Annotated in this window: 11 protein-coding genes and 1 other RNA gene; 9 read left to right on the top strand and 3 right to left on the bottom strand. The window is 69.3% G+C overall.

Annotated elements, in window-relative coordinates; genetic code table 11:
- Nucleotides 1-176: 176 nt before the first annotated feature.
- Entirely contained in the window at nucleotides 177-1,541 is a 1,365-nt protein-coding gene (locus tag JR064_RS10700) for a glutamate--cysteine ligase (RefSeq protein ID WP_206229701.1), read from the bottom strand.
- 220 nt (nucleotides 1,542-1,761) lie between these two features.
- On the opposite strand from JR064_RS10700, the gene JR064_RS10695 reads away from it, so the two are divergent.
- The 5 genes from JR064_RS10695 to JR064_RS10675 all read left to right on the top strand — a co-directional run bounded on the left by JR064_RS10695 (nucleotide 1,762) and on the right by JR064_RS10675 (nucleotide 5,362).
- Nucleotides 1,762-2,457, top strand: a complete 696-nt coding sequence (locus JR064_RS10695; RefSeq protein ID WP_191825285.1) for a VIT1/CCC1 transporter family protein — start codon at nucleotides 1,762-1,764, stop codon at nucleotides 2,455-2,457.
- Nucleotides 2,458-2,602: 145 nt separating this feature from the next.
- Nucleotides 2,603-3,025, top strand: a complete 423-nt coding sequence (locus JR064_RS10690; protein ID WP_191825284.1) for a VOC family protein — start codon at nucleotides 2,603-2,605, stop codon at nucleotides 3,023-3,025.
- Between the two features lie 61 nt (nucleotides 3,026-3,086).
- Nucleotides 3,087-3,162: non-coding RNA, sX9 sRNA (locus JR064_RS10685), on the top strand.
- A gap of 269 nt (nucleotides 3,163-3,431) precedes the next feature.
- A complete protein-coding gene (locus tag JR064_RS10680; RefSeq protein ID WP_191825283.1) occupies nucleotides 3,432-4,262 on the top strand; it encodes a helix-turn-helix transcriptional regulator in 831 nt (276 codons plus the stop codon).
- Nucleotides 4,263-4,369: 107 nt separating this feature from the next.
- Complete coding sequence (locus JR064_RS10675; RefSeq protein WP_206229700.1) at nucleotides 4,370-5,362, top strand: MBL fold metallo-hydrolase; 993 nt, start codon at nucleotides 4,370-4,372, stop codon at nucleotides 5,360-5,362.
- Between the two features lie 566 nt (nucleotides 5,363-5,928).
- Here JR064_RS10675 and yihA read toward each other — a convergent pair.
- Entirely contained in the window at nucleotides 5,929-6,552 is a 624-nt protein-coding gene (gene yihA, locus JR064_RS10670; protein WP_206229699.1) for a ribosome biogenesis GTP-binding protein YihA/YsxC, read from the bottom strand.
- A 129-nt stretch (nucleotides 6,553-6,681) separates the two neighbouring features.
- Here yihA and JR064_RS10665 point away from each other — a divergent pair, with 129 nt between their 5' ends.
- The 4 genes from JR064_RS10665 (at nucleotide 6,682) to JR064_RS10650 (ending at nucleotide 9,975) form a co-directional block, all read left to right on the top strand.
- Nucleotides 6,682-7,503: a c-type cytochrome gene (locus JR064_RS10665; RefSeq protein WP_191825281.1), complete on the top strand. Its 822-nt coding sequence runs from the start codon at nucleotides 6,682-6,684 to the stop codon at nucleotides 7,501-7,503.
- 85 nt (nucleotides 7,504-7,588) lie between these two features.
- Nucleotides 7,589-8,230 carry a thiol:disulfide interchange protein DsbA/DsbL gene (locus tag JR064_RS10660; protein WP_191825280.1) on the top strand — a complete coding sequence of 214 codons (642 nt, stop codon included), beginning with the start codon at nucleotides 7,589-7,591 and terminating at the stop codon, nucleotides 8,228-8,230.
- 118 nt (nucleotides 8,231-8,348) lie between these two features.
- Nucleotides 8,349-9,179: a thiol:disulfide interchange protein DsbA/DsbL gene (locus JR064_RS10655; protein ID WP_206229698.1), complete on the top strand. Its 831-nt coding sequence runs from the start codon at nucleotides 8,349-8,351 to the stop codon at nucleotides 9,177-9,179.
- 28 nt (nucleotides 9,180-9,207) lie between these two features.
- Complete coding sequence (locus JR064_RS10650; protein ID WP_179567270.1) at nucleotides 9,208-9,975, top strand: endonuclease/exonuclease/phosphatase family protein; 768 nt, start codon at nucleotides 9,208-9,210, stop codon at nucleotides 9,973-9,975.
- A 291-nt stretch (nucleotides 9,976-10,266) separates the two neighbouring features.
- Here the strand turns inward: JR064_RS10650 and JR064_RS10645 are convergent, their stop codons facing one another.
- Nucleotides 10,267-13,152, bottom strand: a complete 2,886-nt coding sequence (locus JR064_RS10645; RefSeq protein ID WP_206229697.1) for a TonB-dependent receptor — start codon at nucleotides 13,150-13,152, stop codon at nucleotides 10,267-10,269.
- Between the last annotated feature and the right edge of the window lie 311 nt (nucleotides 13,153-13,463).

The raw sequence follows: 13,463 nt of genomic DNA, 5'->3' as shown, positions 1-13,463 counted from the left end.
AGCGTGGGAGAAACTCCCCGGCCGGCTCCGGCTGCGTCCCTCTCCCTGTGCACCAAGCGGGCGCACGCCGAATAGCATGGGAGTGCGATGCGACATCGTCGATGAAGCCGCTCTCCGAAGCGAGGCTTCGCGATACAGCGCCGCCAGCTGCATCGACCGCAGCCGGCGCACGCCAATCAGTAAGCGAACTCGGAAAACACCGGGTCGACACTCCCCTGCCACGCCCCGTGATACAGCGCCAGCTTGCGCTCGGCCGCGGTCTCCCCGGCGTGCAGGATCTCCACCAGCGGTTCCAGGAAGCGCGATTCGTCCTGACCGTCGCCGTTCAGGCGGGCGCGGCGGCGCAGGCCGTCCAGCGCGATCTTCACCGACTCGGCGGCGAGGTCCTGCACGGTGCCGTTGCGGAACGGCAGCTTCAGCGCCTGCTTCGGCACGCCGTCGCGCAGGGCGTGACGTTCGACCAGGCTGAAATCCTTGACCAGGTCCCAGGCCGCGTCCAGCGCGGCATCGTCGTACAGCAGGCCGACCCAGTACGCCGACAGCGCGCACAGCCGCCCCCACGGGCCGGCATCGGCGCCGCGCATCTCCAGGTATTTCTTCAACCGCACTTCCGGGAACGCGGTGGTCATGTGATCGGACCAGTCGCGCAGCGTCGGCAGTGCGCCCGGCAACGCCGGCAGCTTGCCCTGCATGAAGTCGCGGAAGCTCTGCCCGCTGGCGTCGACGTAGGTGCCGTCGCGGTAGGAGAAGTACATCGGCACGTCGAGCAGGTAGTCGACGTAGCGCTCGTAGCCGAAGCCGTCCTCGAACACGAAGTCGAGCATGCCGGTGCGGTCGGCATCGGTGTCGGTCCAGATGTGCGAGCGGTAGCTGAGGTAGCCGTTGGGCTTGCCCTCGGTGAACGGGGAGTCGGCGAACAGCGCGGTGGCGATCGGCTGCAGCGCCAGCGACACGCGGAACTTCTTGATCATGTCCGCTTCGCTGGCGTAGTCCAGGTTGACCTGGACCGTGCAGGTGCGGGTCATCATGTCCAGGCCGAGCTTGCCGACCTTGGGCATGTAGTTCTTCATGATCTGGTAGCGGCCCTTGGGCATCCACGGCATCTCGTCGCGGCGCCACTTCGGCTGGAAGCCCATGCCGAGGAAACCCAGGCGCAGTTCGTCGGCGACCTGCTTGACCTCGTTGAGGTGGCTGCCCACTTCCACGCAGGTGTCGTGGATGGTCTCCAGCGGCGCGCCCGACAGCTCCAGCTGCCCAGCCGGTTCCAGCGTCACCGAGGCGCCGTCGCGCAGCAGCGCGATGGTATGCCCGCCTTCTTGCACGGGCTCCCAGCCGAAGCGGGTCAGGCCGGTGAGCAGGGCCTCGATGCCGCGCTCGCCGTCGAAGGTCGGCGGGCGCAGGTCGTCCAGGCGGAAGCCGAACTTCTCGTGTTCGGTGCCGATGCGCCACTGCGCTTCGGGCTTTTCGCCGGAGGCCAGCACCTCGACCAGTTCGTTGCGGTCGGTGATCGGCGTTTCGGCAACGTGGCTTGGGCTCGACAAGGGCAGGCTCGCACGGAAGATGAGGCGATGTGGGGATGGAACGCCCGCCTCGCAAGGGCCGCACTATAGCGTGACCGGCGCGAAGCCCACATCGCTACCGGCGGTACTGCAGCATTCCACGGATCCGCCCGGTCGGCGCCAGCGAGAGTGAGACGCAGCACCGCCGGCCGCAGCGCGCTCGGCTAGGCTGCAGGCCTGTTCCCCGCCCTGCAGGCAGCCGATGCGCCCCGCCCACTCCGAACTGCATCGCGCCGATCGCGCCGGCTGGCTGCGCGCCGCGGTGCTCGGCGCCAACGACGGCATCCTGTCGGTGGCCGGACTGGTGGTCGGCGTGGCCAGCAGCGGCGCACCCGCGCCGGCGGTCCTGGCGACCGGCATCGCCGGCCTGGTCGCCGGCGCGATGTCGATGGCCGCCGGGGAATACGTGTCGGTGCAGTCGCAGGTGGACACCGAGCGCGCCGATCTGGCGATCGAGCGCCGCGAGTTGCGCGAGGACCCGCACAGCGAGCTGGAAGAACTGGCCGGCATCTACCGCCAGCGCGGGCTGGACGCGGCGCTGGCGCGCCAGGTCGCCGAGCAGTTGACCGCGCACGATGCGCTGGGCGCGCATGCGCGCGACGAGCTGGGCATCACCGAGACCCTGCGCGCGCGGCCGTTGCAGGCGGCGGCCGCGTCGGCGGCAGCATTCTGCACCGGCGCGGCGCTGCCGGTCGTGGCCGCGTGGCTGGCGCCGGACGGCCGGCAATTGTGGGTGACCGGCGCGGCGACCCTGGTCGGCCTGTCGCTGACCGGCGCGCTGGCCGCGCGCGCCGGCGGCGCTTCGGGCGTGCGCGGTGCGGTGCGTGTGGTGTTCTGGGGCGCGGCGGCGATGCTCGCCAGCGGCGCGATCGGGCACGTGTTCGGCGTGCATGTGTGAGCGGACGCGCACCGTACTGGGTAGCATCACCGGCATGGCCGACACGTGTTTCCCCGAAGTGCGAGGCGACCGCACGCCCATCGCTCAAAGCGGAACCTGAACTGGAGTACTGAAAATTAACACTGGTACCTTCGTCGTCGACCACATGGGATTTTCCGTTTCATCGCTGGATGAGGCGATCGCGTTCTGGACTGAGGCCATGGGCTTCGAACTTGTCCGCACAGGCGAAATGGGCGGCGATTTCCTGCGCGAGGTGACGGGCGTCGACGATCCTCGTTGCCGCATGGCGCTGGTGGTATCGCCTGCCGGCTTTCCCATCGAACTGCTGGAATACTCGACAGCCCGCACGTTGGGCAAGACACCCGCAAGCGCTGGCGCGATCGGCGCGGCCCATCTTGCCGTCACCGTGACGGATATCGACGTGGCTGTCGCCAGGATCCAGGCGCAGGGATGGCACTTGAAAGGATCTCCGCGACCGATCGAGGCCGGGCCACGCGCGGGAACCGTCGTTGCCTACGTCAGCGGACCCGACGGGATCACCATCGAGGTCATGCAGCCTCCCAGGTAAGAGCAGCTAACAAAACGACTGCGCAGCCGCCAGGCGGGCGCGTGCAGCGCTCGAAATCCTCATGTACCACTTGTGCACTGCAGTTTCTGTGCGCCGTCCGCGCCCGCCTGGCGACTGCTCGTGACGTTTCGTTAGCCACGCTAAAGTCTCATCCGGCATGGTGTGGGGCCCTCCGGTTCTTTCGATCGCCGCTGGCTAAAGTGTGTGATGCACGTTGAGGCGATATGCGTCGGCTGTCCGCGGCGCGAACGGCCAAACCCGCGGGGAAGCGGCCTGTGGCGCGCCGAGACCGGCAGTTTGCGGGGCCGGCACCAGCGCAGTCGTGGTGGTCCTGCCGGCTGCGATGTAGCGGCCCGGCGCTTCACTCTGAGCGCGCGCGCAGTGCGCTGCGGTAGCATCGGCGGCCATGGCCGACACCACTTCTTCCGACGCCTTGCTGCTGGCGCGCCTGGCCAGCCTGGCCGACTGCACGCAGGCCGAGGGCTATGCCTGCATCACCGCGCGTCGCGAACACGGGGCGCGCTCGGTGGATATCCCGCAGCCGCACCTGGCGATCCTGGTGCAGGGACGCAAGCAGGTGCGCACCGCGACACAAACCCTGGACTTCGTGCCGGGCGACCTGTTCCTGGTGACGCAGCGCTGCCGCATTGATGTGGTCAACATCCCGGATCCGCACAGCGGCCTGTACCTGAGCGTGCTGGTGCCGCTGTGCGAAGAAGCGCTGAGCGCGGCGCGCGTGCTGTGGAACGAACCGCTGCCCGCTGCCGGCGCGGAACTGGCGCGGCTGCGCGCCGAGGAGTTCGGCATCACCCTGCTGCAATGGCGGCAGGCGCTGCAGGACGGCCGTTACACCGAGGCGCGGTTGGCGCTGGCGGCCCTGGTGGTGGCACTGTGCCGGCGCGGCCACGGCGGCCTGTTGATGCCGCCGGCGCCGAGCGTGGCCGCGCAGGTGCGCGACCTGGTCGTCGCGCAGCCGCAACGCGCCTGGCGCTCGCGCGACATCGAAGACAGCCTGGGCCTCAGCGGCGCGACCTTGCGCCGACACCTGGCCAGCGAAGGCACCTCCTTGCGCGAACTGCTCGCCGATGCGCGCCTGGCGCATGCGATGCAGCTGCTCTACACCACGCGCTGGCCGCTGAAGACGGTCGCCGCGCACGTCGGCTATCGTTCGGTGCGCAGCTTCAGCCAACGCTTCCAGCAACGCTACGGCCTGGACCCGTCCAGCATCGGCAACTGAGCCGCGTCGGCGCTGAACGCCGCGCGCAGCGGAATGAGCGAATCGCGCAGCGGCGCAGGCGCAGCATGCCGGTACCGCGGCGCCTGCCGCTCTGCCAGGAAGTCCCCATGTCCGTGTTCCCGTTGCGCGCGCTGTGCGCGCTGGCCCTGAGTGCCAGCGCGGCGCTGACGCTGCCGTCCCCCGCCCATGCCGCCGCGCCGGCCAGCAGCCAGACGCAGGTGCCCGGCGTCTATCGCCAGGCAATCGGCCGGTTGCGCGTCACCGCCCTGTTCGACGGCACCGTGGCGCTGCCGCGCGCGCAACTGGCGAACATCGCCCCGGAGGCGATCGCGCGCCTGCTCGACCATCGCTACGTGCCGGAAACCGCCAAGGGCCTGCAGACCGCGGTCAACGCCTACCTGATCCAGGACGGCACGCACCTGACCCTGGTCGATACCGGCACCGCCACCTGCTTCGGCCCCGGCCTGGGCCAGGTGCTGGCGAACCTGCGCGCGGCCGGCTACGCGCCGGCGCAGGTGGACGACGTGCTGCTGACCCACGCGCACCCGGACCACATGTGTGGCCTGCTCGATGCGCAGGGACAGGCGGCCTATCCCAACGCCACGGTGTGGCTGAGCGCGGCCGATGCCGCGTACTGGCTGGATCCGGCCAGCGAAGCGAGCGCACCGCAGATGCTGAAGTTCGCGTTCCCGCTGGCGCGCGCGGCGGCCGCACCGTACCAGGCCAAGGACCGGCTGCGCCGCTTCCGTCCCGGCGATGCGTTGCCGGGCGGTGCGGTGGCGCTGGATACGCACGGACATACGCCCGGCCATGTGTCCTACCGGTTCGACGGCGGCGATGGCCAGCAGGTGTTGGTGTGGGGCGACCTGGTGCACTACCACGCGGTGCAGTTCGCGCAGCCGCAGGCTTCCTACGAAGCCGACAGCGACCGCACGGCGGCGATCGCCGCGCGCAGGCGCACCATGGCCCAGGCCGCCGACGGCGGCTGGTGGGTGGCCGGCGCGCATCTGCCATTCCCGGGCCTGGGCCATGTGCGCCGTGACGGCGACGCGTTCGCCTGGGTCCCGGCCGAGTTCGCGCCGTTGCCGGCCACGCCTTGAGTGCGACCTTCTCCCGGTGGGAGAAGGGAACAGCTGCTAGCCCCTCTCCCACCGGGAGAGGGGTTGGGATGAGGGTCCGGCGCGAAGCGACTCGCGGCGTTTGGAGGCGCGAGGCTACGCCCGTACCCTCATCCGCCCCTGCGGGGCACCTTCTCCCGGCGGGAGAAGGGGACAGGCACTAGCCCCTCTACCGTCGGGAGAGGGGTTGGGGTGAGGGTCCGGCGCGAAAGCGACTCGCGGAGTTGGGTGCACAAGGCTGCGCCCGTACCCTCATCCGCCCCTGCGGGGCACCTTCCCCCAAAAAGGGGGCCATGGTCCCGGCGGGAGAAGGAACAGCCGACTAGCCCCTCTCCCGCCGGGAGAGGGGTTGGGGTGAGGGTCAGGCGCGAAGCGTCTCGCGGTGCTTGGATGCATGAGGCTGCGCCCGTACCGGCATCCACCCCTGCGGGCGCCCGGCATCGCGCATGCGATGCAGCCAACGCAGACAGGACCGCCGCGTCCGCCGCTCGCGATCGATCGCAGGCAGCGCCTGCGCAGAAGACGCCGGAGGTCCGGCGCCGCCGTGCTCACGCCGCGGCGGTCGGCTCCGTGTCCAGCCCCAGCCAGCCGCCGACGATGGCACGCGCTTCGTCCACGCCCTGGCGGGTCTCGCCGGAAAACAGCTGCACGCTGACCGTGTCGCCGAAGGAACTGGACAGATCCTTGCGCACCTGCTGCAGCGCCTGCGCCTGCTGGCCGCGGCCGAGTTTGTCGGCCTTGGTGAGCAGCGCATGCGCCGGCAGTCCGCGCTGCACCGCGTAACCGAGCATCTGCCGGTCGTAGTCCTTCAGCGGGTGGCGGATGTCCATCACCACCACCAGGCCGCGCAGGGCCTCGCGGGTGCGGAAATACTTGTCGATGAACGACTGCCAGTGCGCCTGCAGCTCCAGCGGCACCTTGGCGTAGCCATAGCCGGGCAGGTCCACCAGATAACGCTCGGGCTGGATCTGGAAGAACACCAGCTGCTGGGTGCGGCCGGGGGTCTTGGACACGCGGGCCAGCGCGTTCTGCCGGGTGAGCGCGTTCAGCGCGCTGGATTTGCCGGCGTTGGAGCGGCCGGCGAAGGCCACCTCCCAGCCCCCATCCTCCGGCAGCTGCCGGGGATTGTGGGCGGAAAGCAGGTATTGGGCACGTTCGATGAGCAGCGACATGGCGCTAGGATCGCACGTCCGCCGCTCCTGGCGGGGTTCGTTGACCGGCAGGGCGCCGCGCGGGGATAATCGCGCGAGTGCGGTCGCCGGCCTGGCAGCCGCGGGTCGGGTCACACGGAGCTTCAGCTAATGCGCCACGCTCGCGTTCTTGCCTTTGCCGGTCTAGCAATTTCCATCGCCGCCGCGGTCGCGTTCGCGCAGACCTCGGTGGTTCCCATCCCCGACAACGCGCCGGTGCGCACCGCGCCGCTGGAAGGCGACGTCGGCAAGGTCGCCTGGGGCGATCCCAAGGCCGGCCAGGCCAAGGCCGCGGCCTGCGCCGCCTGCCATGGCGCCGACGGCAACCCGTCCCTGGCGATGTATCCGCGCATCGCCGGTCAGAGCGAACGTTACAGCGCGCGGCAGATGGCCCTGATCGCGCACGGCGAGCGCACCTCCGGCGCGGTGGCGGCGATGCTGCCGTTCGTGCAGCCGCTGAGCGCGCAGGACATGCGCGACATCGGCGCCTACTTCGCCACGCAGAAGGCCGGCGCCGGCATCGCCGACGACGCGGTGGTCAGCGAAGGCCCGTACGCCGGCATGAAGTTCTACGAGGTCGGGCAGCAGCTGTACCGTGGCGGCGATCCGGCGCGCGGGATTCCGGCATGCATGGCCTGTCATGGTCCCACCGGCGCCGGCAATCCCGGCCCGGCGTATCCGCACCTGGGCGGCCAGCATGCCGACTACGTGGCGCGGCGCCTGCAGGAGTACCAGTCCGGCACCACCCAGGAACGCGACCCGGCCCTGTTCAAGATCATGGCGCAGGTGGCCAAGCCCTTGACCGAGCAGGAGATGAAGGCGCTCGGCAGTTACCTGCAGGGCCTGCACGACCGTGCCGACGACGCGGCCGCGGCGCAGGCCGCACCGGCGCCGGTCTCGCCGCAACAGGCGGCGCCTGCGCAACAATCCTGAGCGTGCGCCGCCGTCGCGGCGCCGCACCGCTTCCCCCTCGCGCCGGTCGTCACGACCGGCGTTCGTTTTTTGCCATGGAGATCGCATGAACCGTCTACCCCGCCTGCTGCTGTGCCTGCTCACCCTGTTGCCGCTGAGCGCCTGCGCGCAGCCCAAGACCGCCGCCCTGGTCGAAGGCGAGGACTACGCGCTGATCGCCAAACCGCAGCCGTTCGCGCCGCTGGCCGGCAAGATCGAAGTGGTGGAGGTGTTCGGCTACACCTGCCCGCACTGCGCGCACTTCGAGCCGTTGCTGGAAGAGTGGACGCGCAAGCAGGGCAAGGACGTGCGGGTGACCCTGGTGCCGGCCGCGTTCGGCGGTTTCTGGGACAGCTTCGCCAGCGCCTTCTATGCCGCGCAGAAGCTGGGCGTGCAGACCCGCAGCCACCACGACCTGTTCGAGGCGATCCACGACAAGCACAGCGTGCCGGTCCAGAACGTGGCGCCGGAAGAGCTGGCCGCGTTCTATGCCGCATACGGGGTCAAGCCGCAGGACTTCGTTGCCGCCTACAGCAGCCCGCAGGTGGCCGCGCAGGTCAAGGCCGCGCGCGACTTCGCCGCGCGCAGCGACATCCCCGGCACCCCGGCGCTGGTGGTCAACGGCAAGTACCTGGTCAAGGGCAAGAATTTCCAGGACATGCTGCGCATCGCCGATGCGCTGGTCGCCCGCGAGCGCGCGGGCAAGTAATCCCGCGCGAACCCGCAACACGGCGCTTCATCCACGCCATGGCATCATGCCGGGGTTGCCTGCCGCGCGTTTCGGCGCGGCCGGCGTTTCGCCCCCCATCCTGCTGGAGATGTCGCCGATGAAGACCCGCTTCGCCCTGACCCTGATGGCCCTGCTGCCGATCCTGGTCGCATGCAAGGCCCAGGACGGCTCTGCCGACACCGTCGCCCCGGCCGCCGACGCGCCGGCCGCAGCGCCGGCGGCGCCCGCCGCCAGCGACACCGCGCCGGCCGCCACTGCCGAAACCGCCTCCACCCCGACGACCGATGCCGCTGCGCAGCCTGCCGCCGATGCGCCGGCCGCGCCGGTCGCGGCGCGTGCGCCGAGCGGGGCCGAACCGGTCGCCGGCACCGACTATAAGGAGATTCCGGGCGGCCAACCGTTCCAGCCGACCAATGGCAAGATCGAAGTGACCGAAGTGTTCGGCTACGTGTGCCCGGCCTGTGCCGCCTTCCAGCCGCTGGTCGGCCCATGGAAGGCCGGCCTGCCCGCGGATGTGCATTTCGTGTACGTGCCGGCGATGTTCGGCGGCACCTGGGACGACTACGCGCGCGCGTTCTACGCCGCCGAGGCGCTGGGCGTGCAGGAGAAGACCCACGAGGCGCTGTACAAAGCGATCCACGTCGACCAGACCCTCAAGGGCGAGCGCGGCCGCGATTCGGTGCAGGACATCGCCGGCTTCTACGCCAAGTACGGCGTGGATCCCAAGCAATTCGCCGACACCATGGGCAGCTTCGCGGTCAGCAGCAAGACCAACCGCGCCAAGCAGTTCGCCATGCGCAGCGGCGTCGACGGCACGCCGTCGCTGATCGTCAACGGCAAGTATCTGATCAAGGGCAACAGCTACCCGGACAAACTGCGCATCGCCGATCACCTGATCGCGCGCGAGCGCGCGGCGCTGGCCAAGTAAGCTCCCGCTCCCACCAGGCCGCTCTGCCGTGACCGCCCCCGCCACCCGCACGCTGCGCGTGCTCACCGCCAATATCCAGGCCGGCTCCAGCACGCGCCGCTACAGCGACTACGTGACCCGCAGCTGGTCGCATGCGCTGCCTGCGGGAAGCAAGCGCAGCAGCCTGGATGCGATCGCGCAGCTGGCCCGCGAGCACGACATCGTCGGCCTGCAGGAAAGCGATCCGGGCAGCCTGCGCTCGGGCTTCACCAACCAGACCCACTACCTGGCCGAGCGCGCCGGCTTCAACTACTGGAGCCACCAGCCGAACCGGCGCATGGGCGGTGTGGCCTCCAGCGCCAATGGCCTGCTCAGCCGGCTGGAGCCGGTCGAAGTGCAGGACCATCCGCTGCCCGGCCGGCTCGGCGGGCGCGGCGTGCTGCTGGCCAAGTTCGGCGACGGTGCGGAAGGATTGGCGATCGCGGTGGCGCACCTGTCGCTGGGCGCCAACTCGCGCGCCTCGCAACTGGCGTTCATCGCCGAACTGCTGTCCGACCATCCCAATGCGGTGCTGATGGGCGACTTCAACTGCGTCGCCGACCGGCCCGAGATGCAGGCCCTGTACAAGCGCACCCGGCTGCAACCGCCGGGCTGCGTGGTGCCGACTTTCCCCAGCTGGCGCCCGCAGCGCGCGATCGACCACATCCTGGTCAGCGACGGCCTGCGCTGCAACGAGCAGCGCGCGCTACCGGCCGCGTTCTCCGACCACCTGGCGGTGGCGACCGAGATCGAAGTGCCGCAGGCGATGCTGCGCTAGCCAGCTGCTGCGCTTCCTGTGCGGCATGCGTTGGCGGTGCGGCGGCGGCATTCCCTGCAGGAGCGGCTTCAGCCGCGACCGGGCTTTACCGGTAAAGCGTCGCGGCTGAAGCCGCTCCTACAGAAATGCGGCGGCTCGCAAGGAGCATTGTGGAAGCGACAATGCGGCGGCTCGCAAGGAATTGGGGAAGCGATTCCGGTGGCCTAGCCATCGGTCGCGACGGGATTTATCGGTAATGCCCGTCGCGACTGAAGTCGCTCCCACAAGTGGCCGCTTGCGGATCGAAGCGCCCTAGAACTTCAGATCCGCACGCACGTACAGATAACGGCCGCCCGGGATGTCGTAGGTCGACGCGTCATAGCCGTTGAGCGAGCACGACAGGCAGATCGGCGGATCCTTGTCGAAGACGTTGTTGACGCCACCGCTGACGGTCAGGCCTTTCATCCAGTCGAAGCGGTAGCCCAGTTGCACGTCGTGGTAGGTGATCGCGTCGAGCGTGTTGGTGCCGGCGGCCTGGTTGCTGCACACCGGGAACGCCACCGCGTCACCGCACTGCTCGGTCAGTTCGGAAATGTGCCGCACCGTCCACGAGGCGTTCCAGCGGTTCAACGACCAGTCCAGGGTCAGGTTACTGGTCCACTCCGGGATCGCGCTGTCCACCACTTCCACGCCCGGTTCCTGCGGCTGCACCTGGCCGGCGGCGCCGGTGGCGACGTAGCGGGTGACGAAGGTGTTCTGCCAGCCGATCTTGAAGCGCCCGGCCGCGGTCTCCGGCGAAGTCCAGAACAGATCCACGTCCCAGCCGTCGGTCTTGATCGAACCCAGGTTGGTCAGGCGGTTGTTGAAGCCGTTGATGCCGCCGGTGGAAGCGCGGGTGATGCCGTCGCAATAGGTCGCGTCCAGCGTGTCCACGCACAGGTCGAGCTGGGTCTGCGCGTTGATCGCCTGGATCGCGCCGTCGATGTCGTGGCGGTAGAAGGTCACCTCGACGTCGAAGCGATCCGACCACGGCACGTTGCTGGCGAACCACGGACTCCACACGAAGCCGGCGCTGAAGCTGCGCGCCTTCTCCGGCTCCAGCGCGCGGTTGCCGCCGGTGGTCACCGAGATCTGCGAGTTGGCCTGCTGATAGCCGGCCGGCACGCCGAGCGTCGCGCAGTTGGCTGCACTGCCGCGCGGCGCGGTGCCACCGAGGCCGATCGAGCACGGATCGGACAGGGTCAGGTCGGCGCGCGCGGCCGAACCGTACAGCTCGCCGATGGTCGGGGCGCGGAAGCCTTCGGCATAGCTGGTGCGCAGCACGAAGTCCGGCGACACCTGCCAGCGCAGGCCGTACTTCGGGGTGAATTCGCCGCCGAAGGTGGAGTAGTCGGAATAGCGCCCGGCCAGGCTCAGGTCCAGTTTGTCGCCCAGCGGCGAGTCGGCGAAGATCGGCACGCTCAGTTCGAGGTAGGCCTCCTTGACGTTGTAGCTGCCCTCGGTCGGCAGCGACGGCACGCCGTTGTAGTGGCCGATCACGGTCAGCGGATCGGGCTGGTACCAGCCCTCGTACTTGCGGTACTCCACGCCGGTGGCGAAGGACACCGCGCCGGCCGGCAGCGTGAACAGGTCGCTGCTGAGGTTGGCGGTGAACTGGGTCAGCTCGTTCTGGCTGCGGTCGCGCACCACCGGCTGGATCCAGCGCAGCATCTCCGGGGTGATGCTGCCGGCGCCGCCGAAGATGTCCAGCGGCACGCAGCCGGCAACCGCCGCGCAGGCGGCCGGGTCGCCCAGCGCCAGGTTGATGTTGTAGATGTTGTAGCTGCCGTAGTTGGTCTGCTCGGCCTTGTTCTTGCTGTAGGCGCCGTTGACGTCCCAGAACCAGGTGCGGTCGGCGCTCTCGAAACTGCCGATGAAGCCGGTGCCGACGTACTGGGTGTCCACGCGCTGCTCGAACACGCGCGCGCCGCCTTCCACCGGCCGCCGCCCGATCATGATCAGGTTGCTGGACGAATCCAGGTCGAAGCCGAACGGGTTGTACGGATTGGCCGCGGAAATGACGATGTTGTCGGCCAGCGGATTGCCGGTGCCGGCATCGGGGCCGAGGAAGATCGGCTCCGGCGCGGCCTGGTTGGTCGACTCGCGGCGGTTGCCGAGCAGCTTCAGGTACCACTGCACGTCGTCGTTGAAGAAGTAGCGGAACTGGCCGAACACGCCCTTGCGCTCGGACGGTGTCAGCAACAGGTTGGAGGCGGCGAAGTTGTAGCGATCGGCGGTGCCGAAGCAGTGGTAGTCGTCGCTGCGGGTGCAGCCGGCGCTGCCGTCGTAGGTCGGCGTGCCGGCGCCGCTGTTCGGGGTCAGGTCCTGCTCGGCGCCGGTGACCGGATCGACGAAGATGAAGCGGCCGTCCGGCGTGGCCGAGCTGCCGAAGCTGAGCCCAGTGCCGGGCACCGGATACAACGACTGCTTGCGGTCGCGCGCGTAGATCGGATCCTGCTTGGTGTAGCTGGCGCCCAGGAACAGGCTGGTGCGTTCGGTGCTGTGGCCCCAGGCCAGGTCCACGCCCTTGCTGGCGCCGTCACCCTTGTCGTACTGGCCGTAGTTCAGCGTGACCTGGCCGCCGTCGAACTTGCGCCGGGTGATGATGTTGACCACGCCGGCGATCGCGTCGGAGCCGTACAGCGAGGAGGCGCCGTCTTCCAGCACCTCGATGCGCTCGACGATGGCCAGCGGAATGGTGTTGAGGTCGGTGGCCGCGCCCACGCCGGACGCCGAGGACTCATTGACCCAGCGCATGCCGTCGACCAGCACCAGCACGCGCTTGGCGCCCAGATGGCGCAGGTCCACCTGCGCCGAACCGGCGCCGACGCCGCTGCCGTCGGGCGGGAAACCGAAGTTGCCGGAGGAGTTGAACTTGGTGTTCAACGCCGAGCCGGAGGCGGTCAGTTCCTGCAGCACGTCGCCGATCGAGGTCAGGCCGGTGCGTTCGATGTCGGCGCGGCTCAGCGTCTGCACCGGCACTTGCCCCTCCAGCTCGGCCTTGCGGATGCGCGTGCCGGTGACCTGGACGCTGTCCAGGGTGGTGGCGGACTCGGGGGCAGCGGGCGCGGCCTGCTGGGCGATGGCCAGCGCGGGCGAACCGGCCAGCAAGGACAAGGAAACCGCGAAAACCAAAGGATGGCGGTGCAGGCAATTCATCCGTCTCTCTCTCCAGAAAGGATGTGGGTCGGCCGCTGCGACCCCCTGCACCGCGACGGCGTGGCCTACCTTGTAAACAAAACGTAAACCCTAAGCAAGCAATCGGACCGCGATTCGGACAGTCCCGGACCGACTGGACGATTTCGTAGACATGGCGCAGTCCACCCGGACTCGATTCGGGCCACCGCAGGACAGTGCACGCCAGGCAAGCGAATACCGGGACATGGCGAAGACAACGGCATGCCGATCGCGCCGGCCGGCTCGGCGAGCTACGGGAAGCCAAGTGCATGGTGTTCTTGCAGGCGCGGACG

The sequence above is a fragment of the Xanthomonas bonasiae genome (assembly GCF_017163705.1).
GTDB lineage: Bacteria > Pseudomonadota > Gammaproteobacteria > Xanthomonadales > Xanthomonadaceae > Xanthomonas_A > Xanthomonas_A bonasiae.
Note: the sequence above shows the minus strand (reverse complement) of the source record. Positions and strands in the feature narration are given on the sequence as shown.